Source organism: Streptomyces sp. P9-A4 (genome assembly GCF_036634195.1).
Classification (GTDB): Bacteria; Actinomycetota; Actinomycetes; order Streptomycetales; family Streptomycetaceae; genus Streptomyces.
In genome coordinates, this window is the sequence record NZ_JAZIFY010000002.1 from 628,841 (window position 1) to 649,911 (window position 21,071).

A 21,071-nucleotide genomic window follows, 5' to 3' on the forward strand; every position below is an offset into this window, starting at 1 on the left:
CCGACATGAACACACTCCGCACCCGCCACGTCGCCACCGCCCGGCTGACCCAGCGGATCACCGACGTCCGCGACGAGGGCGAGGTCGTCCTCTTCGTCCACGGCAACGTCTCGTCCTCCGCGTTCTGGCACACCACCCTGACCACGCTGCCGGACCGCTACCGCCCCATCGCCGTCGACCTGCGCGGCTTCGGCGGCACCGACCCGCTGCCCGTCGACGCCACCCGGGGCGTACGGGACTACGCCGACGACCTCGCCGCGCTCCTGGAGGCACTCGGTGTCGACCGGGCGCACCTGGTCGGCTGGTCCATGGGCGGCGGCGTGGTGATGCAGTTCCTCCGCGACCACCCGGCCGCGGTCCGCTCCCTGACCCTGGTCAGCCCGGTCTCGCCGTACGGCTTCGGCGGCACGCGCGGCGTGGACGGTGTCCTCAACTCGGCCGATGGCGCCGGTTCGGGCGGCGGCACCGCCAACCCCGAGTTCGTGCGCCTGCTCGCCGAGGGCGACCGCGGCGAGGACTCCCCGCTCTCCCCGCGCTCCGTCCTCGCCACCTGCTACGTCAAGCCGCCGCTGCGCCCCGCGCACGAGGACGCGTATGTCGAGGCCATGCTCACCACCCGCACCGGCGACGACCACTATCCGGGTGACAGCAAGCCGTCCGAGGCCTGGCCCGGCATCTCGCCCGGCACCCGCGGGGTGCTCAACTGTCTCGCCCCGACCCACTTCCGCGTCGACGACCTGCACCTGATCGGCCCCAAGCCGCCGATCCTGTGGATACGCGGTGAGGACGACGTCATCGTCGCCGACGCCTCGATGTTCGACCTGGCGCACCTCGGCGCGGTCGGCGCCGTACCGGGGTGGGACGGGACCCCGGCGCAGCCGATGGTCGCGCAGACGCGGCACGTCCTCGACCGGTACGCGGCGGCGGGCGGGAACGTGCGGGAGGTCGCCGTCGCCGGTGCGGGGCACTCGGTCCACCTGGAACGCCCCGAGGAGTTCGGCGCGGCGCTGATCGAGGTCCTGACGGCATGACCGTACGCACCACCCGGCAGGGCGCGGTCCGCGGCCGCGCCCTGCCCGACGGAGTCACCTCGTTCCTCGGCATCCCGTACGCGGCCCCGCCCTTCGGCGACCTGCGGTTCCGCGCGCCGGCCCCGCCCGAGCCCTGGACGGGCGTCCGCGACGCCACGGCGTACGGCCCGACGCCGCCGCACGCCCCCTATGCGCCCCCGTTCGACGCCCTCATTCCGGACGACGTCGCCGAGGGGGAGGAGTGCCTCAACCTCAACATCTGGACGCCGGACCCGGAGCGGGGCGCCGGGCTGCCCGTGATGGTGTGGCTGCACGGCGGGGCGTTCACCAACGGGGCGGGCTCGGTGTCCGCGTACGACGGCGGCGCCTTCGCCCGCGACGGCGTCGTCTGCGTCACCCTCAACTACCGGCTGGGCGCCGACGGCTTCCTGCGCCTGCCCGGCCGCCCCGACAACCGCGGCCTGCTCGACCAGATCGCCGCCCTGCGCTGGATCCAGGAGAACATCGACGCGTTCGGCGGCGACCCCGAACGGGTGACCGTCTTCGGCGAGTCGGCCGGCGCCATGAGCATCGGCGTGCTCCTGACCGACCCGGCGGCCCGGGGGCTGTTCCGGAGGGCGATCCTGCAGTCCGGCGCCTGCCACCACTTCCTGCGCCCGGCCTCCGCCGAGCTGGTCACGGCCCGGCTGGCGGCGAAGCTGGGCATCGACCCGACCCCGGAGGCCTTCGCCGCCGTCCCGCTGCCCGAGCTCCTCCCCGCACAGGCGGAGTTGCGCGGCGAACTGAACGCGCGCCCCGACCCGGCGCTCTGGGGCGAGGCGGCACTCAACATGATGCCGTTCGAGCCGGTGGCGCCCGGCCTCGCCCTCCCCGGACCCGACTGCGGGATCGACCTGCTCATCGGCAGCAACCGCGAGGAGTACCGCCTCTTCCTCGTCCCGACCGGGCGCCTGGACCTCGTCCCCGCCGCCACCCTCGACGCCCTCACCGCGGCCTACGGCCTCGACCCGGCCGAGGCCCTCCCCGTCTACGCCGCCGCCCGGCCCGGCGCCACGCCGGGCGAACTCCTCGACGCGGTGGCCACCGACTGGTTCTACCGCATGCCGGCCGTCCGGCTCGCCGAGGCGGTCCCGGGCTCGTACCTCTACGAGTTCTCCTGGCGCTCCCCCCGCTTCGACGGGGCGCTCGGCGCCTGCCACGCCCTGGAACTCCCCTTCGTCTTCGACCGCCTCCAGGACCCGGCCTACGCCCCCCTGCTCGGCGCCGACCCGCCGCAGGCGCTCGCGGACGCCCTGCACGGGGCGTGGGTCTCCTTCGCGAAGACGGGCGACCCCGGCTGGCAGTCGTACGAACCCGCGACCCGTACGGCGATGGACTTCACGATGCCGGGCCCCGCCCAGGTCAGTGATCCGCGAGCCCACGAACGGAGGCTGTGGGACGACGTGCGCTGACATGAATGCGCCCCGCAATGCGCGCGCCGCACGCCTTCTCTGCGCGGTCGCGCAACAAGGTGGCACAACGGACCCGTGCGCTCGCCGAATCAAGTGAATCCGGCGGCGCGTGTGTTGATAGGACTATGACGTCGGGGCACGCTCCCTCCCAGCGGTTCTCACCCGTTGAGAGGGATGGGCATGACGACCCAAGTCACCGAGTCCGAGCTGGAAACCCTGCTCCATGGCGCACTCCGCGCCAAGGGGGCGGGCGAGCGCTGGGCCACCGAGTCGAACGAGAGCTGGTGCCGGGTGGCGCCACGCTCCGGGACCGGGCCGGCCCAGGGCTGGAAGCTGCACGTGTCGGCGACGGCCGCCTCCGCCCCGGCGGTGCTCGAGAAGGCCCTGGACGTCCTGCTCAAGGACGGCTCGGCGTTCAAGTTCGCCCGCTCGCTGGAGCAGGTGAGCGCCCTCAACACCCGTGCCACGCCCCGCGGAAGCTCGGGCAAGTTCATCACGGTCTACCCGGCCTCCGACGCCGACGCGGCCCGCCTCGCGCAGGACCTCCACGCGGTGACCGAGGGGATGGCGGGACCCCGCATCCTGTCCGACCAGCCGTACGCCCCCAACAGCCTGGTGCACTACCGCTACGGCGCCTTCGTCGGGCGGCGGCGCCTCTCGGACGAGGGGCTGATGGTCTGGTACATCGAGGACCCCGACGGCAACCCCGTGGAGGACAAGCGGACCGGCCGGTACGCGCCGCCGGCGTGGGCGGTCAGCCCCTTCCCCGACTCCGTGCCCGTCGCACCGCCGAAGACGGAGACGCCGCGGCGCCCGGTCGTGCTCGGCGGCCGGTTCTCGGTGCGGGAGGCGATCCGGCACACCAACAAGGGTGGCGTCTACCGAGGCACCGACGTCGGGACCGGCGCCCCCGTCGTCATCAAGGAGACCCGGCCCCACGTGGAGGCCGACGCCTCCGGCAACGACGTCCGCGACTGGCTGCGCACCGAGGCCCGGACCCTGGAGAAGCTCAAGGGCACGGGGCTCGCACCGGAGCCGCTCGCGATGTTCGAGCACGGCGGACACCTGTTCCTGGCCCAGGAGGAAGTGCCGGGGATCCCCCTGCGCAACTGGGTCGCCGAGCACTTCCGCGACACCGGCGCCGCACGCTACCGCACCGACGCGCTGGCCCAGGCCGGACGCCTGGTGGACCTCGTCGAGGCGGCCCACGCCCGAGGCTGCGTGCTGCGCGACTTCACCCCCGCCAACGTGATGGTCCGCCCCGACGGCGCACTGCGCCTCATCGACCTGGAGCTCGCCGTCCTCGCCGACGACGCCGCCCTCCCGACCCGCGTCGGCACGCCCGGCTTCAGTCCCCCCGAGCGCCTGGTGGACGCGCCCGTCTCCCCGACCGGCGACTACTACAGCCTCGGCGCGACGCTGTGCTTCGTCCTGACCGGCAAGGTACCGGCCCTGCTGGAGGAGAAGCCCGCCACCCGGCCCGCGGAGGACCGGCTCGGTGAGTGGCTGGACGCCTGCGCCGCCCCCCTGGAGCTGCCCGACGGCCTGCGCACGATGATCCTCGGACTGATGAAGGACGACCCCGCCGCGCGCTGGGACCCGGCCCGGGCGCGGGACGCGCTCCGGGAGAGCGGTACGAGGAGTGGCACCGAGAGGGGACGTGGCGAGACTGGTCGTACGGCCGCGGCTCGCAGCGGCCCGACGGGCACCGAAGCCACCGACACGGACACCGGCACCGACCCGGTCGACGTCGCCGTGGCCGGCATCGTGGAGCACCTCGTCGACTCCATGACACCCGACGACGACCTGCGGCTGTGGCCCGTGTCCGTCAAGGCCGGGGAGACCGACGCCTGCATCGTGCAGCAGGGCGCGGCCGGTGTGCTGTCCGTCCTGACACGCTACTTCGAGCTCACCGAAGACCCCCGCCTCCCGGAGCTGATCGCCACCGCGGGCCGCTGGATCGCGGACCGCACCGACACCCGCTCCACACGGCCCGGCCTGCACTTCGGCGGCCGCGGCACGGCCTGGGCGCTGTACGAGGCCGGGCGCGCCGTCGACGACCGGGCGCTCATCGACCACGCCCTGGCCCTGGCCCTCGCGCCGCAGGAGTCGACGCCCAGCCACGACATCACCCATGGCTCGGCGGGCAGCGGAATGGCCGCTGCCCACCTGTGGCACCGCACCGGCGATCCACGCTTCGCCGAGCGGGTCGCCGATGCCGCCGACCGGCTGGCCGCCGCGGCCCGGCGCGAGCCGTCCGGGGTGAGCTGGCCGGTGCCCGCCGAGGCCGTGGTCGAGGAGGCCGGCAAGCGCTACCTGGGCTTCGCCCACGGCACCGCCGGCATCGGCTGCTTCCTCTTGGAGGCCGCCGCCGTCACCAGGAACCCGGAGCACCGGGAACTGGCCCTGGCGGCGGGCGAGCTCCTCGTGACGCACGCCGTCACCGTCGGCGAGGCGGCCCAGTGGCCGGCCCAGGCCACGGACGTACCGACGGCACCGTACTGGTGCCACGGCTCCGCCGGCATCGGCTCGTTCCTCGTCCGGCTGTGGCGGGCGACCGGCGACGAACGGTTCCGTGACCTCGCCGTCGGTGGCACCCGAGCCGTGGTCGAGCGCGCCTCCCGCGCCGCCGTCACGCAATGCCATGGACTGGCGGGCAACGGCGACTTCCTCCTCGACATGGCCGAGGCCACCGGCGACCCCGCCCACCGGGCGCGGGCCGAGGAGCTGGCCCGCCTCATCGTCTCCGAACGGTCCCACCGCGGCAGCCACGTCGTCTTCCCCAACGAGTACGGGGACGTCTCGACGAGCTGGAGCGACGGATCGGCGGGAATCCTGGCGTTCCTCCTGAGGGTCCGCCACACACAGCCCCGGCACTGGATGGTTCAGCGACCGGTCTGAGCGGCAGGAGCCCCTGCCGCCACGTGTCACACAAGAGAAGGAGATTGTCATGGAGAACCAGGACCTCGAGCTGCTGGCCCACCTGCACGCCCTTCCGGAGACCGACCCGGTCGGCGTCGACGGCGACTCGTTCAGCGGAACGTGCGCGTGCGTCGGCCTGCTGACGCTCCTCAACACCATCTGTATCGGTATCAGCTGCGCGTAACACCGAAGCACCCCCCGGCCGGTGGTTGCCACGAGGCAGCCGCCGGCCGGAGCGGGCTCCGGCTCCGTGCGGACGACGCGGAAGAGGACGAGGAAGAGGACGAGGACGAGACCCATGCAGCCATCCGCAGGTGACGACGCACTCGCCGCAGCCGCCCTCCTGACCGCCGAGGTCACCGGCCCCCGCCCGGGGGAGTCTCCGCACGACCCCGGCCCCGACCCCGACCCCGGATACGCGATCAGCACGCGCGGTCTGGTGAAGAGCTACCCGGGCCCGGACGGGACCACCGTCGACGCGGTCCGCGGCCTCGACCTCGACGTGCGCCGGGGCGAGACCTTCGCCTTCCTCGGCCCCAACGGCGCGGGCAAGTCCACCACCATCGCCCTGCTGTGCGCCCTCGCCCGCCCCACCTCCGGTCACGCCACCGTGGCCGGCTTCGACGTGGCCACCCGGCCGCACGACGTGCGGCGCCAGGTCGGCATCCTGTTCCAGCACAGTGCCCTCGACCCGGACCTGACCGTCGAGCAGAACCTGCGCATCCACGCCCGGCTGTACGGGCTGCCCCGCCGCGACGTGCGCAGGCGGACCGCCGAGGTGCTCGAACCCGCCGGGCTGACCGACCGGCGGCGGTTCCCCGTACGCGCCCTGTCGGGCGGCATGCGGCGACGCCTGGAGATCGCCCGCCAGTTGCTGCACTCCCCGAGCGTGCTGTTCCTGGACGAGCCGACGACCGGGCTCGACCCGCACGCGCGCGCCGAGATCTGGGAGCACCTGCGGGCCCTGCGCGACCGGCTCGGCAGCACCCTCTTCGTCACCACCCACTACCTGGAGGAGGCGGAGAACTGCGACCGGATCGCGATCATCGACGGGGGCCGTCTGGTCGCGCAGGGCACGCCGCACGGACTCAAGGCGGAGATCGGAGACGACCGGGTGGTGTTGCGCACCAGTGACGACGGGCGGGCGCGGAAGGTCGTCGCCCAGGCGGCGCCGCCGGACCACCCCGTCACGGTGGACGCCGACGGCACGTGGCTGCGGGTGCCCGACGGCAGCGCGTGGATCCCGCGCCTGTGCGCGGCGCTGGAGGCGCACGGCATCGCGGTGCACGCCGCCTCCGCCACCCCGCCCACGCTCGACGACGTCTTCTTCCACCACACCGGCCGCAGCATCACCACCGCCCCCGCCGCGATCGGAGGCGGCCGATGACCGCCCTCACCCTCCAGGCGCCCGAGGCCACCGAGCGGGGGCGGTCGCCCCGGCTGCGTCACGAACTGCGGGCGATCCACGCCCTGGTCCACCGCGATCTGCTGCGCCTGGCCTGCCAGCGCTCCCACACCGCGCTGGTCCTGCTGCAGCCGGTGCTCTACCTCTTCGCGCTCGGCGGCGGGCTCGCCACCCTCATCCCCGCCGCCTCACTGGGCACCGGCTACCAGACGTACCTCTTCCCCGGCGTGCTCATGATGACGGTGCAGACCCCGGCCATCATGGTGGGGATCCGGCTGATCACCGACCGGCAGAGCGGCTACCTGCGTGAGCTCCTTATGGCCCCCGTCAGCCGCTCCACCCTGCTCCTGGGCAGCTGCGCCGGCGGCACCCTCGTCGCCGCGGTGCAGGGCGCCGTCCTGCTCAGCCTGGCCGGCGCGGTCGGCCTGCCGTACGACCCGGCGCTCCTGCTGCTGCTCCTCGGCGGCATGCTCCTGGCCTCGTTCGCCCTCACCAGCATGACCCTGGCGCTGTCGGTGACGCTGCGCAGCCCCGAGCTGTTCCACACGCTCCTCAGCCTGCTGATGATGCCCCTGCTGTTCCTCTCCGGCGCCTTCTTCCCGCTGGAGTCCATGCCGGGCTGGGCCCGCGGCCTGGCGACCGTCAATCCGCTCGCGTACGGGGTGGACCTGCTGCGGCGCTGCATCGCCCTGCGGGTCCCGGACCAGGCGGCCGTCGGCGGCATCGAATGGGCGGGTCGGCAGCCCCCGCTGCTCCTGGAGGCCGGGCTGCTCCTCGCCGTCGGAGGCCTGACCCTGCTGTGGGCCGCCCGCCGCTTCAGCCGTCCGGAGTGACCAGCACCCTCTCCCCGCACGCCCGCGCGGCCCGCCCGACCGGCGGGCCGCGCGGGCGTGCGGGGGTAAAGCGCGGGAAAAGTCCTGGTCGGACCGCTGCGGTTCCCGCACGGAGTGTTTACGGCGTCTTATCGCGTTCCTAGCGCCCTCGGGCCTCGTTCCGGCATCCTGGAACGACGGATTCCGCAGCGGGAGGGGCATTGACCTGCGGTTCCGCCCGAGCTTCCATTCAGGCCGGGAGCCACGGACCCCACTGACACCGGACGCCTCGGAGGCGATACCGCTCCCGTTCAGATACACCGCTCGCACCGATCGGAACCGCCTGATGACGGACACCCTCAGCGCACCGCACGCGTTGGCCCCCCAGACCGGCCCCGTGCCGCAGAAACTCAAGCGCTCCATCGGTGTCGTGGGCGGCACCCTGCTCACGCTGTCGTGCGTGACACCCGCCTCGACCCTCTTCGTGGTCGTCCCGGACCTGTTCGACGGCGTCGGCACGTACGCGGCCCTGACCATCGCCATCGGCTCTCAGCTCTGTATCGGCGTGGCGTTCTGCTACTCCGAGCTCGGCACCCTGATCCCGAGCGCGGGCGGCGAGTACGCCATCGTCTCCACCCTCGCGGGCCGCCTGGCCGGCTGGCTGGTCTTCGTACTGTCCCTGCTGGTCGTGATGATCGTGCCACCGGTGATCGCCATGGGGACCGCCGACTACCTCGCGCCGCTCGTGCACATCCCGGCCCCGCTGGCCGGCGCCGGCGTCATGGTCCTCGCCACCCTCGCCGGTCTGCTCGACCTGCGGGCCAACGCCTGGATCACCGGCATCTTCCTCGTCCTGGAGGTCGTCGCCGCCGGCATCGTCGCGATCCTCGGCTTCTCCCACTCCCAGCGGGGCGTCGGCGCCCTCGTCCACGGCCAGGTCGCGTCCGCCGGCGGCGGACACTCGCTCGTCACCGGCGCCATGGTCGTGTCCGGCCTCGCCATCGCCCTCTTCGTCACCCAGGGCTTCTCGACGGCCGTCTACCTCTCCGAGGAGCTGGAGAACCCGCGCCGCACGGTGGCCCGCACCGTGCTCGCCACGCTCGCCATCTCCACCGCCGTGATCCTGGTGCCCGTCGTCGCGATCACCCTCGGCGCCGGCGACCTGGAGACCCTCACCGGCGGAGACATCAGCGGCATGATCGCCGCGTGGTCCAACTCGGCCGTCGGTACCTTCATCAGTCTCTGCGTCGCCCTGGCGATCATCAACGCAGGCATCGTCATGGTCATCCAGAACTCCCGCGTCCTGTTCGCCTCCGCCCGCGACAAGGCCTGGCCGGAGCCCGTCAACAACGCCCTGTCCCGGCTCGGCCGCTTCGGCTCCCCGTGGGTGGCCACCCTGGCCGTCGGCGTGCCGGGCGCGGCCCTGTGCTTCGTGAACCTCGACACCCTGTACGGCGTCACCGGCGTCTCCGTCACCGGCATGTACCTGCTGGTCGCGGTGGCCGCCCTGTTCAGCCGCCGGGGCGCGCACCGCGAGATCGCGGCCTGGCGCATGCCGCTGTGGCCGGCCGTGCCGCTCCTGCTCATCGGCGTCCTCGCGTACGTCCTGTACATGCAGGACACCAAGTACCTGGTATGGACCGGCGGCATCACGGCCGCCGCCACCCTCTACTGGGCCCTGTACCTGCGCCCCCGGCGGGACACCCGCTGGCTGGTCAGCATCCCGGAGGACGAGCAGCTCTGACCTCCCCGAGGTCCCCGAAGGCCGGGACGGCACCAGCCGCCCCGGCCTTCGGCGTCAACCGGTCCGGCCTCATGGCTCGGACGGGCCGCCTCGCCGGCCGAAGCGACCCAGGGTGGCGGTGAGGGTGCCGGCGACGACAGCGGGCTGAGCGGGGGCGCGCGGGACGGGCCGCTGGTGCGCGGCCGTCATCAGCCGCACGCGCTGGGGTTCACAGGAGAGCAGGAGGCCGACCGTGAATTCCGCCACCGCATCGATGAGTCGTCTGACGGACGGGGCTGAGGTGATGGTGACTCATTTCCGTACGCCCTCTTGTGGGTTGGTGCCGAGCTTCCAAGAATGCACATGACAACCGGAGGATCTTCGGTTGCATGTCATCAGAGGGGAACCCCCACATGAAGAAGCCTCTCGTCGGCGCCCTGCTCGCGCTGTTCCTGACCGGAGCGACCGCGGCCCCGGCCATGGCGGCCGCGCCGCAGGCTCCCGCGGCCAAGGACCGGGCCACGGCGGCCGTCGCCGTCGACTTCGCCGGCACGGTCGCGCTCAGCAACTGCTCCGGCTCGCTCGTCCGCATGCCGAGCTCCCAGCCGAACGACCCCGCGCTCGTCCTCTCCAACGGGCACTGTCTGGAGACCGGCATGCCGGGGGCCGGCGAGGTCGTCAAGGACGTGCGCTCCACCCGCTCGTTCTCGCTGCTCAACTCGGCCGGCACCAAAGTCGCGACGCTGCGCGCCAGCAAGATCGCGTACGGCACGATGACCGACACGGACATCTCGATCTACCAGGTGACCAAGACCTACGAGCAGATCCAGAGCCTGTACGGCATAGGCGCCCTCACCCTCAACGACGTCCGCCCGACGCAGGGTTCGTCGATCAAGGTGGTGTCCGGGTACTGGAAGCGGATCTACAGCTGCAACGTCGACGGCTTCGTCTACCGCATGAAGGAGGGCGACTGGACCTGGAAGGACTCGGTCCGCTACACCTCCTCCTGCAACACCATCGGCGGCACCTCCGGCTCGCCGGTCATCGACACGACCACCGGCAAGGTCGTCGCCGTCAACAACACGGGCAACGAGAGCGGTGAGAGCTGCACCGTGAACAACCCGTGCGAGATCGACGAGAACGGCGCCGTGACCGTCCGCCAGGGCATCAACTACGCCCAGGAGACGTACACGATCGTCCCGTGCGTCGGCGCGGGCAACGTGATCGACCTGAACCGCCCGGGCTGCACCCTGCCGAAGCCGTAACGCGGTAACGCCGTACCGCGCGTCACGGCACCGCCCGCCCGGTCACTCGGAGACCGGGCGGGCGAACGCGTCACCGCTCTCCGGCCTCAGCCGAACATCCACATGCGGGTCCCGCGGATACAGGCCGGACATGCCAGATCGCCTGTCCCTCCGGACATCGCCCACGTGCAGGAATCCCCGGTGCCGCATCGGACGTAAGCCCCAAGGGTGACAGCCACCCGATTCCGCCGGCCAGGCCCCTTTCACATCGTCAGACTCGCGGGAGAGAACGCGCCGGTGGGGCGTGGGCAAGGCAGGGGCGGCGAGACGGGTGGGCGTGACCGAGCGCGGTATGACTGGTCGGGCCGCTCCGGACGGGGCGGGGCCGGGCGGGACGGACCACAGCGTTCCGCGCGCACGCGCGGTGACGGAGGGCCGGCTGGGCGGGCGACAGCACGGTGAGGAGCCCGGCGGGCAGCGGCAGGGCGACCAGCTGGGCCGGGAGCGGTGGGTCGAAGGGCCGGGCGAGGAGCGTCGGGGCGACGGGCCGGCGTGTGCGGTGCCGCGGCACGTGGCCTGTGTGATGGACGGCAACGGCCGTTGGGCGCAGCGGCGTTCGCTTCCCCGTACGGCGGGCCATCGGGCGGCGGAGGCCACCGTCATCGACATCATCGAAGCCGCGCGGACGGCCGGCGTGGAGTGGCTCAGCCTGTACGCCTTCTCCACCGAGAACTGGAACCGTCCGGGCACCGAGGTCGACTACCTGATGCGTCTGGTCCGCCGGGTCGTGCGCAAGCACGCGCCGCTGCTCCTCGCCCGCGGCATCCGCTGCCGTTTCCTCGGGGTCTCCGACTTCCGCATCCCCCGTGAACTGGCCCGGGACTTCGACGACCTGACGACGCTGACGGACGACAACCGGGGGATGACGCTGACCGTCGCGTTCGACCACGGCGGGCGCCGGGACATCGTCGAGGCCGCACGGTCGCTGATCCGCAGCGGGACGCCCGCCGACGAGGTGACCGAGCGGCTCTTCGCGGACCACCTGCCGTTCCCCGACACCCCCGACGTGGACCTCGTCATCCGCACCTCCGGTGAGCAGCGCATTTCCAACTTCATGCTCTGGCAGGTCGCCTACGCCGAGTGGGTCTTCCCCGAGGCGCTCTGGCCGGACTTCCGGGCCCCCGACTTCCTCGCCTGCCTGCACGCCTACCGGCGCCGCGACCGCCGCTTCGGCGGCGTGCCGCCCCAGACCAACGGAGAACCATCATGACGACCGGAACCACGCAAACAGCGCCTGACGAGGCAAACCTGTCCGGCCCGGAATCACAGTTCCATGCCCTCTTCGACGACCCGCGCTGGGCGCTGGCCATGATCCGCGCCACCGTTCTGGAGGCCGCTCACCCGCAGATCGGCGCCGCCCTCGTCGACAACTCCACCTTCATCGCCCACCCCTGGCGCCGGCTCCGCAACACCTTCCTCAGCATGCGGCGCATGTTCGACGCCGACCCCGCGGTACGCGAACGGGAGGCCGCGCGGCTCAACCGGCTGCACACCCGCATGAGCGGCTCCGACTCCCGCGGTCGCGCCTACGACGCCATGGACCGCTCGACCCGCGCCTGGGTGATCGCCACCCTCTTCGAGAGCGGCGTCACCATGTGCCGGCTGAGCGGCCAGCCACTCGACCAGGACACCATGGAACGCATGTACGCCGAGTACCGCTCGTTCCTCGCCGCGCTCGACGGCGACGCCTCGGAGCTCCCCGAGGACCTCCACGAGTTCTGGCGGTACTTCGACCGGGTCGTCGAGAACGAACTGGAGAACACCGAGGCAGCCCGTGTCATCCTCTACCGGCTCTTCGACCACCTGCCCGCCCCGGCCCTGCTCGACGGCGCGCCGACGCTGTGGGCGGCCGGCCGGACCGTCGCCGGTCCGCTCCTCGGCGCGATCACCGTCGCCTCGCTCCCCGAGGCGTACCGGCGCCGGGCCGGCCTGCCGGAGATGCCCGGCGCCCCGACCCTGATGCAGGGCGCCTACCTGGCCGCCGGGCTCGCCCGTTTCCTGCCCGGGGGCTGGATCAACGCCGAGAGCATCATCGAAGTCCTGTCGCTCCGGCCCGGCAGCGACGACCCCCGCGCCCGGACCGTGACCGCCCTGCGCGCCCGGATGAAGCGGGCATCGGCCCTGCTCCGCCTCCTGACGCCGCTGGGCGGCGACACCGACCCTGACCCCGGCCCGGTACCTTCCGCGGCCACGGGCGAGGGCCGACGCTCGGCGGAGGAGTTCTTCCGCCAGGTGCTGGACCAGACCGGCGACGGCTACCTCGACTGGCCTGACCTCGCCGCCATGGCCCGCGAACTTTCCACCCGCCTCGACCTGGACGAACCCGAGGAGACCCGGCTCTACGACGCCTTCGCCGCCTGGTGGCGCGAGCTCCAGGCCGCCCTCGACACGGACGGTGACGGCCGCGTCAGCATCGAGGAGTACGCCGCCTCCGTCCCCTCCCTCGCCGGACCCGCGCTCATCCGCGTCGCCGAGGTCCTCTTCGACGCCACCGACAAGGACGGCAGCGGGACCGTCGACGCGGACGAGTACCGGACCCTCTTCCGCACCGCCTTCCACCGCGACCTCACCGCGACCGGCGGCGCCTACAGCCGGAGCGCCTTCGTGGGCGACTTCCTCTCCTTCATGTCGGGCCGCCGCACCAGCACCCCGTACGACCCCCTCCTCGCCGATGCCTGACGCGCTTCGCTTGGATCACCGGGCAGGTGCCCCGCTTGGCCGGTAGAGCAGGTCCTCGTACGGCAGGAGTAGCCCAGCCACAAGCTTGCCGCCGCGCTTCCCTGACTCCGAGACGGATCCACCAGCACCGATCGACACGGCTTGAAGCGCAGGTGCACGCATGAGGCCCGGATGGGGGTACGCCGTCGCGCGGCTCAGCATCACCACCGCCACCGCGGCCCTTTACCTCGTTCCCGTCGCCACACTGGGCACTTCCGGCATCTGGCTCGGCGACCGCCCCCGGCCGGCAGCGGTCATAGGCGGACTCGTCTTCATCGCCGGTCTCCTCCTCAACAAGCGCCCCCGCGCGACCACTGCTGGCCCCCCTGCCCCCGCTCGATCTCACACTCCCGAACGGAATGAGCCGCACAACGGGCTCGGGGGCATGAGGCTGTGGGGTCAGGCGTCCTTGACGGTGAGGCCGATGTGCTGGGCCAGGGCCGGGGCGAGGTCGAGCAGCTGGGGAGTGCTGATGGTGGCACCCTTGAGGGCTGCCACGCCGGAGTTGATGCCCAGTGCGGTCGCCTCGCTCAGGTCGACTCGGGTGAGGGTGGCTTTGGTGAGGTCGACTCCGTCGAGCGTCGTTCCTGGGAAAGAGACGCCGGTCAGGGTCGCGCCTGCGAAGTCGACGTCGCGCAGCAGGCAGTCGACGAAGGTGACGTTCGCCAGCTGGGCCGCACGCAGGTTGACCGAGTCGAACTTGCAGTGGTGGAAGACGGCGCGGCGCATCTGGGTTCCGTGGAGCTGGGTGCCGGCCAGGAGGCTGGAGAGGCATTCGGTGTCCAGCCAGGTGCTCTCCGCGAGGTCACTGCCCACGGTGCGGATGTTGTGCATCCATACGGTGTCGAAGCGTGCGCGCCGGAACCGGCCGCCGGTGAAGGTCACCGAGGACAGGGCCGACTCGCTGAAGCGGGTCATGCCGCCGTCGACGTCGTCGAAGGCGCGGTCGTCGATGTGGAGCCACTCGTAGACCTCCTCCCGCTCCAGGTCCCCGGTGAACGGTTCGAGGCGATGTGCATAGGGCAGGGCGGGCAGGTCGTGGGGGGCGGGTACGCGCATCGGAGTCCTTCCGGGGCAGGTTCAGGTCACGCCTGAAGCGGCCCGGTCAGGGGCCGCCTGGGGTGCAGGGGGATGTCTTCATGCTGACCCGGGCCCGCGGGTTCCGCCTAATCGCGTCGCAGGCGGGAATCGCGGTACAGGACCGCGCGCTCACCGACTCCACAAAAACCCAAACGTCGCATACGGGATGAATCACTGCTGTGGCGTGATGACTCCTGCCGCCCCCGAAAACACGGCAGCGCCGTCCTGCATCCCGCACACGGAGGCAACGCACCTGCTCCACAAGCCGGTTGGTTCACCAGGGTGGCAGTCCGGGGGGCGAACGTCCGCCGGCCCCCGGACTTCCCTGAGATTCATTTTGCGCCTCAGGCCCGATTGTCCCGCTACGAAGATCGCGCGCGGGCCGTCCTGGACAAGCTCGGCGGCTAGGTCCTGATTCTCGGATCACGTGCGGAGCCAGATCATGAGTGCTGCGAGTGTGGCGGTGCCGAGGTAGATGTAAGCGCGTTTCTCGTAGCGGGTCGCGACGGCCCGAAAGCCCTTGAGGCGGTTGATGGTGCGTTCGACGGTGTTGCGCTTCTTGTAGCGCTCGCTGTCGAAACCGGTAGGCCGACCTCCTCGTGAACCTCGGTTCCTCCGATGTCTCTGCTGGTCGAGCCGTTCGGCTAGTTCTTCTGCAGGGTGCGGGTGACACCCGCGATGACGGCTGTCGTCAGCATCCAGCCGAAGGCGATCAGCGAGTAGGCCAACCATTGGAGAAGGTCATTCGACCAGTACCACCCCGTGCGCTGCCCTAGCCCCCCAATGGGGATCAAGAGGTCAAGTGTGTAGACGAGAGGCTGGAACGGGGCGCCTTCGCCCTGCTTCACCGGCGTCGGAGACTGCGTACGGAAGGCCAGGGTGCCCAGCAGGGTCAGTATCAGAAGCCACACGCCTGCCAGCCATGGTCGGTAGCCGTAGCCTACGGTCACATCGAGCAGGTGCCCCCAACCGCGTGCCGGCGGAGACAAGGTGAGGCGCCGGTGACGCTGTTTGATCAGGAGCACGCGCCGGGCGTCGTCGTCGTGGCCGATCTGTCGGTACCAGCCCGCAAGTTCTTCGTACGGCTGAGGGGAATAGCCGGGATTTCGACGGATCCACGCCAGGCGACGTGCAACGTCGTCCCTCGCGAGCGTTCCGCCGTCGCCTTCTGCGGATGACGCGTCTCCGAATCGGATGGAGCCGTATCTGAACCCGTCCAGCAGCACCTTCTCCGGCCAGCTCTGCTCGCTGTCCTGGAACCAGGCGGCCTGCGCGAACCGGAGATCAACCGATCCTGAGAGCGGTGCGGCGGCCCTGAAGTCGAAGTCCGCCACTTGCATCGCGATGCAGTCCAGGGCGATGCTGCCCCCGTTCAGACAGGCCCCGTCGAAGGTCAGCAGACCTTCTATACGGGCCCTTCGCAGCCGTACCTCTCCTTGTGCGGTAAACCCTTGGGAGCAGTCCACGGTCGAGGCGACCACGCCGCCTGCGGCAAGTGCGACGCCTCCGGCGTTCTCTAGCCGTGCGGCTTGCAGAAACAGGCCGCTGGGTATGTGCGCGCCGGGCAGTCGTAGCCCACCTCGTGTCGTGAGCCGTTCGCCGAAGACGCCGCCTTCCAGGATCAGGCTGCCCGCGAGCACCGCCCACTCTCCAGGACCGGAGATTCTGGCATCTGTGAGCAGCAGATTTCCGGCCACATGAGCGTTGGCGAGTATGAGAGGGCCGCCTTCGAGGGCCGGCCGTCTCAGGTCCAGATCGCCCCCGATTCGGGCGAGCTCAGCGTCGATCCCGGGGACCCAGCTGTCCGTGATCGCAATCGTCCGGGTCGTGGCGCCATGCACGTTCACTGCCTCGTCCAGTCGGCAGCCCTCAAGTGAGAACGTGTGGCAGATCTCCGTTCCTGACAGGTCGAGACGGCCGGTGATACGTGCCCCGGCGAGCCGGAGGGCGGCGACGGCGCCAGACCGATCGTGGTTCCCGCCGAGCAGCAGCGTCGCCACGACGGCTGCGCGGACAGTGCGTTCGGGGCCCCACTCTTCACCCACAGCGGGGTCGTCGGCCTCGGGCATGCCCGTGCGTAGATCAACTCGATGCCCCTCAGGAAAGGCATCCCACAACGCGCGCTCCGGCGGGGTCAACTCGCTATATGACAGCACTCGTGCAGAGTAGTGACCTCCTCGCCCAGTGCCTGGAACACCGCATCTGATGACTTCAGGCGTCGCCAGCAGATGAGGGCGCGTCCAAGGGCGGGAAACGGCTTCATGGATGTCGTCAGGTATCTCCCATCGGTCCGAAGGCGGCGGAACCAGTGCAGGTAGGCGAACGCACGCTCGACAACCCAGCGCCTGGTACCCAGTCCGGAGCCGTGCTCCGTACCCCGCCTGGCGATCACCGGGTTTCACGCCGAGAGCCCCCGGGGCTGGACGTCGGCCTCGGTCCACTCAGCCAGGCGGCGCCAGGGTCCGGCGCTCCACGCTCGGCAACAACGTCTCGAAGATCATTCTGTTAGGGGTTCTAAGGCAACCGGCACGCTGATAGGCGTAGCGGCCCTCGACGTACCCGAGCACCTGGTCGAGGTGGAGGCCACCGCCGTCATCGGCTGAGCAGCGGCTCCGAACCGGGGCACACGCGCTGTCCCTTCGCCTCCGGGACGGCAGGGCAGGGTTCTACGTAAGCGCGACTAGGTAGCCGTCGCCGACGCGAGGCGGCGCTCCGCGGTGGGAACTTCGGTTGGGCGAGGGGCCGATCGGCCCCTCGGGAACCAGCGAGACCGGAGACTCACACATGGCAGCCAACGGCGTCACCTACACCGGCCTGGACGCACTGCTCACGCCCGAGAGGTCGGTACTCCTGTTGATCGACCACCAGGGCGCGCAGTTCGCGGGGATGCACAGCATGGACCCCAACCTCGTGGTCAACAACGTGACCGCGCTGGCGAAGGGCGCCAAGCTGTTCGAGGTGCCAACGATCCTCAGCACGGTCGTCGAGGACCGCGGCGGGCGGATCATCCGGCAGATCCAGGACGTCTTCCCGGACCAGAAGCCGATCGACCGCACGACGATCAACACCTGGGAGGACCAGCGGGTCGTCGACGCCGTCACCGCAACCGGCCGCAAGGACCTCGTCATAGCCGGCCTGTGGACGGACATCTGCCTCGCCTTCCCCGCGATCCACGCGCTGGCCGACGGCTACCGCGTCTACGCGGTGACCGACGCGTCCGGCGCGACGACGGTCGAGGCGCACGAGCGCGGAGTCCAGCGCATGATCCAGGCCGGCGTCATCCCGACGACCGCCGGCACCGTCGTCTCGGAGTGGCAGCGCGACTGGGCGCGCGAAGCCACCGTCCCCGGCATCAGCCAGATCATGTTCGACCACGGCGGCAGCTTCGGCACCAGCCTGGCCTGGGAGCTTCAGCTCCTCGGCCGGAAATGACGCACCGCGCTCGTGCCGTCAGGTCGTGAGCGGCAGGTCCCGCAGCTGTCGGCGCGAGGTGACACCGAGCTTGCGGAAGATGTTCCGCAGGTGGGCGTCGATGGTGCGCGGGCTCAGGAACAGCTGCGTGCCCACCTCCTTGGACGTCGCGCCCGTGGCGACCAGCCGCGCGATCTGGAACTCCTGCGCGGTGAGGCGGGTGGGCGCCTCACCGACCCGCTTCCGCGCTCGGGCGCCGGTCGCGGAAAGCTCCCTGGCGGCCCGCGCGGCGAACGCGGCCGCCCCGAGCGCGGACAGCTGCTCGTACGCCGCCTGGAGCTCCAGGCGCGCCTCGGTGCGCCGGCCCTCGCGGCGCAGCCACTCGCCGTACAGCAGCCGAGCACGCGCGAGGTGCGGAGCGCCCTCACTGCGGACGAGACGTTCGATCGCCTCCCGGTACAGCTTCTCCGCGGCCGGCCCCTCGGTGAGCAGGGCCCGCGAGCGCAGTTCGGTCCCGAGCGCCCACGCCGATCCGCTGGCGGCAGTGCGCTCGGACAGGTGCCTCATCACGGGCTCCGCGAGATCGGGGCGCCCCGCGTGGGCCGCCGCCTCGATGAACTCCACGGGCATCCAGGCGTAGAAGCTGATCTCGTCCAGTTCGCCGGCCGCAAGGCACGTCGCCAGGGCGGCGTCGTAACGGCCCAGACCGTTGAGCAGTACTGTCCGGGCGTACTCCGTCGCGCTGAGGAGCCGTCCTTCGCCGCGTGCTTCGGCGTCGCGGGTGGCGATGTCGCCGAGCCTGGTGGTGCGTTCCTCGTCGCCGCGCCACGCGGCGACGGTGACGTCGACGTGAAGCATGGGCGGGGTGCCCACTTCCGCCGCGATCGCGTGCGCCTCGTCGACCAGTGCGTCGGCGTCGGTGAACTCGCCGGCGTGGACGTGGGCGAGGGCCCGGTAGCTCAGGGCTACGGGCAGTTCGGCGAGCATGCCCGCGCCGCGCACCAGCTCAAGCTGGCGGGTGGCCAGCTCCCGCCAAGCCGCGTCGTCCCACAGGTCCATCGCGGGACCGCAGGCCGCCCATAGCTGGCCCACGTCGTACGCATCGGCGCCCGCACCGCCCCGGTAGACGTCCACGGCCCGCCGCAGGTCGGGCACGGCTGCCACGTACCCGTGCCTGACCTGGGCGGTCAGCCCGTCGAGCAGCAGGTCGAGCGGCCTCGGCCCGGGCGGGGTGGGATTGAGGGCACAGGCGGTCTCGGCGATGTCCCGCATGCGGTCGGCGGGCGCGAACCGGCCGACGAACACCGCTGCGGCGAAGGCCTCGAGGAACGTCTCGCGGGCCGCGAAGGTGTCGAGCGGTGCCATGAGCCGCGCCGCTCCGAGCAGTTTCTCGACAGCGGCATCGTCACGGTTCCTGTCGAACGCCATCCGTGCGCGCAGCGTGGCCACGGTGGCCCTCTGGAGGTCGTCGAGCGGTCCGGCTTCCGCCATGGACAGCAGGGACAGCGCCGATTCGGCACCGCCACTGTCCCGCTTGGCGCGCGCGGCCCCGACGGCTCGTACGGAGCGTCGAGCGGGATCCGGGGTCAGATGGACGGCCTTCTCCAGGAAGGCCGCGGCCGCGGCGACGCCACCACGGACCCGGGCCCGCTGCGCCGACCGCTCCAGCGCCGCGGCGACGTCCTCGTCCGGCTTGCGCGCGGCCTGAGAGGAGTGCCACGCCTTGCGGTCCGGCTCCGTGTCCGCGACGGCCTCGGCGAGGGCGCGGTGGGCCGCACGGCGGTCGTCGAGCGCGGCGGACCGGTAGACGGCCGACCGCACCAGCGGGTGGCGGAACCGCACCCGCCCGCCGATGGCCAACAGCCCGGACTCCTCGACGAGCGTCGCCGCCTCGTCGGAGACGCCCAGTCGCTCGGCAGCCGCGCCGAGGAGGATCGGACATCCGGTCGGCTCGGCCGCCGCGATCAGCAGCAGTGTCCTTGCCCCAGCGGGGAGTTCGGCCAGTCTGGCCCGGTAGCTCGCTTCCACCCTGCTGGAGGCGGGGGAAGCGGCCGGCAGTGCGAATCCGCCCGCGAGGTCCGCGCCGTGGGGCAGTTCGAGCAGGGCCAGCGGATTTCCGCGCGCCTCGGCAAGTATGCGGTCGCGTACAGCGGCGTCGAGAGGCACATGGATGCGCGAGGTGAGAAGACGGCGGGCGTCGTCGTCCGCCAGGCCGCGCAGCCTCACCTCGGGGAGACACGCCAGTTCGGGGAGGCCCGCCTGTTCGTGGCGTTCGCTCGCATCGCGCTCGGCGAGGAGCAGCCCCACGGGCTCGGCCTGGAGCCGGCGCGCGACGAAGGCCAGGGCCTGGGCCGACGCCTGGTCGAGCCAGTGCGCGTCGTCGACGACGCAGAGGACGGGCTGTTCGGCCGCGGCCTCGGAGAGGAGGTTGAGCACCGCCAGGCCCACATGGAAGCGGTTGGGCGTCCCGTCCCCGATCCGCCCGAACGCCGCGTCGAGAGCCTCGCGCTGCGGCGCCGGTAAGCGCTCCTGCCAGTGCAGGGCGGGCCCGCAGAGCTGGTGGAGTGCGGCGAAGGCGAGCTCCGACTCGAACTCGGCGCCGCCGGCACGCAGCACCTTCAGGCCCGGTGCCGCCAGGGCATCGTCGATCAGCGCCGTCTTCCCGATCCCCGCCTCTCCCCGTACGACAAGTGCGCCGCCACGCCGGGACCGGATGCCGTCGATCAGCCGGTCGACGGCATCCGACTCGCTCCGTCGGCCGATGAGCGCGGGTCGTTCGCCTCCCGGACCCGCTCCCCGGATCCGCGTCAAAGGGCCCGTCCCATGCCCGCACCGACGCCGACCGGCGGTGCCACACGAGAGGGGACCGGCGACGGCACGCAGGCCCTGTCGCCCCGGACGCCAGAACTCGCGGGTGTGCTGCCGAGCCGGCCGTCTGGGCGGGTTCTGCCGACGCGAACGCGTGACCCCCGTGCGAGTTTGGCCATGAGACTTCCTCTCGATTGCCCGGATGCGGCGCGAGCCGGCACTCGGTGAGATTCGCATCGAGCTTGTTGACGTGTCAACAAGCCAGGGTGGTCTTGGCTCGGTCGTCGCCTGCACGCCGAGCGCCCTCGGATACACCACCCGGCCACCGCCGCATCCGGACACCGCGCGATGCCGCGGACGGGCCTCCGGCTACGATCTCCGCACCATCGGACCCGCACCCGGAAGA

At 71.7% G+C, this 21,071-nt stretch carries 15 protein-coding genes and 3 pseudogenes; 12 read left to right on the plus strand and 6 right to left on the minus strand.

All coding sequences use genetic code 11. The features are described 5' to 3' along the window. Window positions 1–5: 5 nt before the first annotated feature. The 7 genes from V4Y03_RS33500 to V4Y03_RS33530 all read left to right on the plus strand — a co-directional run bounded on the left by V4Y03_RS33500 (window position 6) and on the right by V4Y03_RS33530 (window position 9,365). On the plus strand, window positions 6–1,031 hold the full coding sequence (locus V4Y03_RS33500; protein ID WP_332437706.1) for an alpha/beta fold hydrolase: 1,026 nt from the start codon (window positions 6–8) through the stop codon (window positions 1,029–1,031). Further along, on the plus strand, window positions 1,028–2,482 hold the full coding sequence (locus tag V4Y03_RS33505; protein ID WP_332437707.1) for a carboxylesterase/lipase family protein: 1,455 nt from the start codon (window positions 1,028–1,030) through the stop codon (window positions 2,480–2,482). Before V4Y03_RS33500 ends, V4Y03_RS33505 begins: the two co-directional genes overlap by 4 nt. A gap of 180 nt (window positions 2,483–2,662) precedes the next feature. Further along, window positions 2,663–5,383 carry a class IV lanthionine synthetase LanL gene (gene lanL / locus V4Y03_RS33510; protein ID WP_332437708.1) on the plus strand — a complete coding sequence of 907 codons (2,721 nt, stop codon included), beginning with the start codon at window positions 2,663–2,665 and terminating at the stop codon, window positions 5,381–5,383. 49 nt (window positions 5,384–5,432) lie between these two features. Continuing rightward, window positions 5,433–5,588 (plus strand): VenA family class IV lanthipeptide, encoded by a 156-nt coding sequence (locus tag V4Y03_RS33515; RefSeq protein WP_165962041.1) that lies wholly within the window; start codon window positions 5,433–5,435, stop codon window positions 5,586–5,588. Window positions 5,589–5,702: 114 nt separating this feature from the next. After that, window positions 5,703–6,791, plus strand: coding sequence for an ABC transporter ATP-binding protein (locus tag V4Y03_RS33520; protein ID WP_332437709.1), 1,089 nt, complete (start codon window positions 5,703–5,705; stop codon window positions 6,789–6,791). Then, window positions 6,788–7,642, plus strand: a complete 855-nt coding sequence (locus tag V4Y03_RS33525; protein ID WP_332437710.1) for an ABC transporter permease — start codon at window positions 6,788–6,790, stop codon at window positions 7,640–7,642. The genes V4Y03_RS33520 and V4Y03_RS33525 overlap by 4 nt, the downstream gene beginning before the upstream one ends. Window positions 7,643–7,967: 325 nt before the next feature. Then, window positions 7,968–9,365 carry an APC family permease gene (locus V4Y03_RS33530; protein ID WP_332437711.1) on the plus strand — a complete coding sequence of 466 codons (1,398 nt, stop codon included), beginning with the start codon at window positions 7,968–7,970 and terminating at the stop codon, window positions 9,363–9,365. 69 nt (window positions 9,366–9,434) lie between these two features. Here the strand turns inward: V4Y03_RS33530 and V4Y03_RS33535 are convergent, their stop codons facing one another. After that, entirely contained in the window at window positions 9,435–9,611 is a 177-nt protein-coding gene (locus V4Y03_RS33535; protein ID WP_332437712.1) for a hypothetical protein, read from the minus strand. Window positions 9,612–9,757: 146 nt separating this feature from the next. Here V4Y03_RS33535 and V4Y03_RS33540 point away from each other — a divergent pair, with 146 nt between their 5' ends. From V4Y03_RS33540 to V4Y03_RS33550, 3 genes are all read left to right on the plus strand, one after another. After that, window positions 9,758–10,609 (plus strand): S1 family peptidase, encoded by an 852-nt coding sequence (locus V4Y03_RS33540; RefSeq protein ID WP_332437713.1) that lies wholly within the window; start codon window positions 9,758–9,760, stop codon window positions 10,607–10,609. A 538-nt stretch (window positions 10,610–11,147) separates the two neighbouring features. Continuing rightward, window positions 11,148–11,858 (plus strand): polyprenyl diphosphate synthase, encoded by a 711-nt coding sequence (gene uppS / locus V4Y03_RS33545; protein ID WP_332437784.1) that lies wholly within the window; start codon window positions 11,148–11,150, stop codon window positions 11,856–11,858. Then, the gene (locus tag V4Y03_RS33550) at window positions 11,855–13,327 is read left to right on the plus strand and encodes an oxygenase MpaB family protein (protein WP_332437714.1); all 1,473 of its coding nucleotides are present in this window, start codon (window positions 11,855–11,857) and stop codon (window positions 13,325–13,327) included. Before uppS ends, V4Y03_RS33550 begins: the two co-directional genes overlap by 4 nt. Before the next feature lie 438 nt (window positions 13,328–13,765). On the opposite strand, the gene V4Y03_RS33555 is transcribed toward V4Y03_RS33550, so the two are convergent. The 4 genes and pseudogenes from V4Y03_RS33555 to V4Y03_RS34050 all read right to left on the minus strand — a co-directional run. After that, window positions 13,766–14,425, minus strand: a complete 660-nt coding sequence (locus V4Y03_RS33555) for a pentapeptide repeat-containing protein (protein WP_332437715.1) — start codon at window positions 14,423–14,425, stop codon at window positions 13,766–13,768. Window positions 14,426–14,869: 444 nt separating this feature from the next. Beyond that, window positions 14,870–15,094, minus strand: a pseudogene (locus V4Y03_RS33560) (IS5/IS1182 family transposase); the annotation flags it as partial. Continuing rightward, window positions 15,091–16,602, minus strand: coding sequence for an oxidoreductase (locus V4Y03_RS33565; RefSeq protein ID WP_332437716.1), 1,512 nt, complete (start codon window positions 16,600–16,602; stop codon window positions 15,091–15,093). The pseudogene V4Y03_RS33560 and the gene V4Y03_RS33565, both read right to left, overlap by 4 nt. 99 nt (window positions 16,603–16,701) lie before the next feature. Next, window positions 16,702–16,841, minus strand: a pseudogene (locus V4Y03_RS34050) (IS5/IS1182 family transposase); the annotation flags it as partial. A gap of 124 nt (window positions 16,842–16,965) precedes the next feature. Between V4Y03_RS34050 and V4Y03_RS33575 the strand changes: the two are divergent. Continuing rightward, window positions 16,966–17,049: pseudogene (locus V4Y03_RS33575) on the plus strand (RidA family protein); the annotation flags it as partial. 181 nt (window positions 17,050–17,230) lie between these two features. Continuing rightward, entirely contained in the window at window positions 17,231–17,878 is a 648-nt protein-coding gene (locus V4Y03_RS33580; protein WP_332437717.1) for a hydrolase, read from the plus strand. 18 nt (window positions 17,879–17,896) lie between these two features. Here the strand turns inward: V4Y03_RS33580 and V4Y03_RS33585 are convergent, their stop codons facing one another. Continuing rightward, window positions 17,897–20,659 carry an ATP-binding protein gene (locus V4Y03_RS33585; RefSeq protein WP_443079920.1) on the minus strand — a complete coding sequence of 921 codons (2,763 nt, stop codon included), beginning with the start codon at window positions 20,657–20,659 and terminating at the stop codon, window positions 17,897–17,899. Window positions 20,660–21,071: the final 412 nt, after the last annotated feature.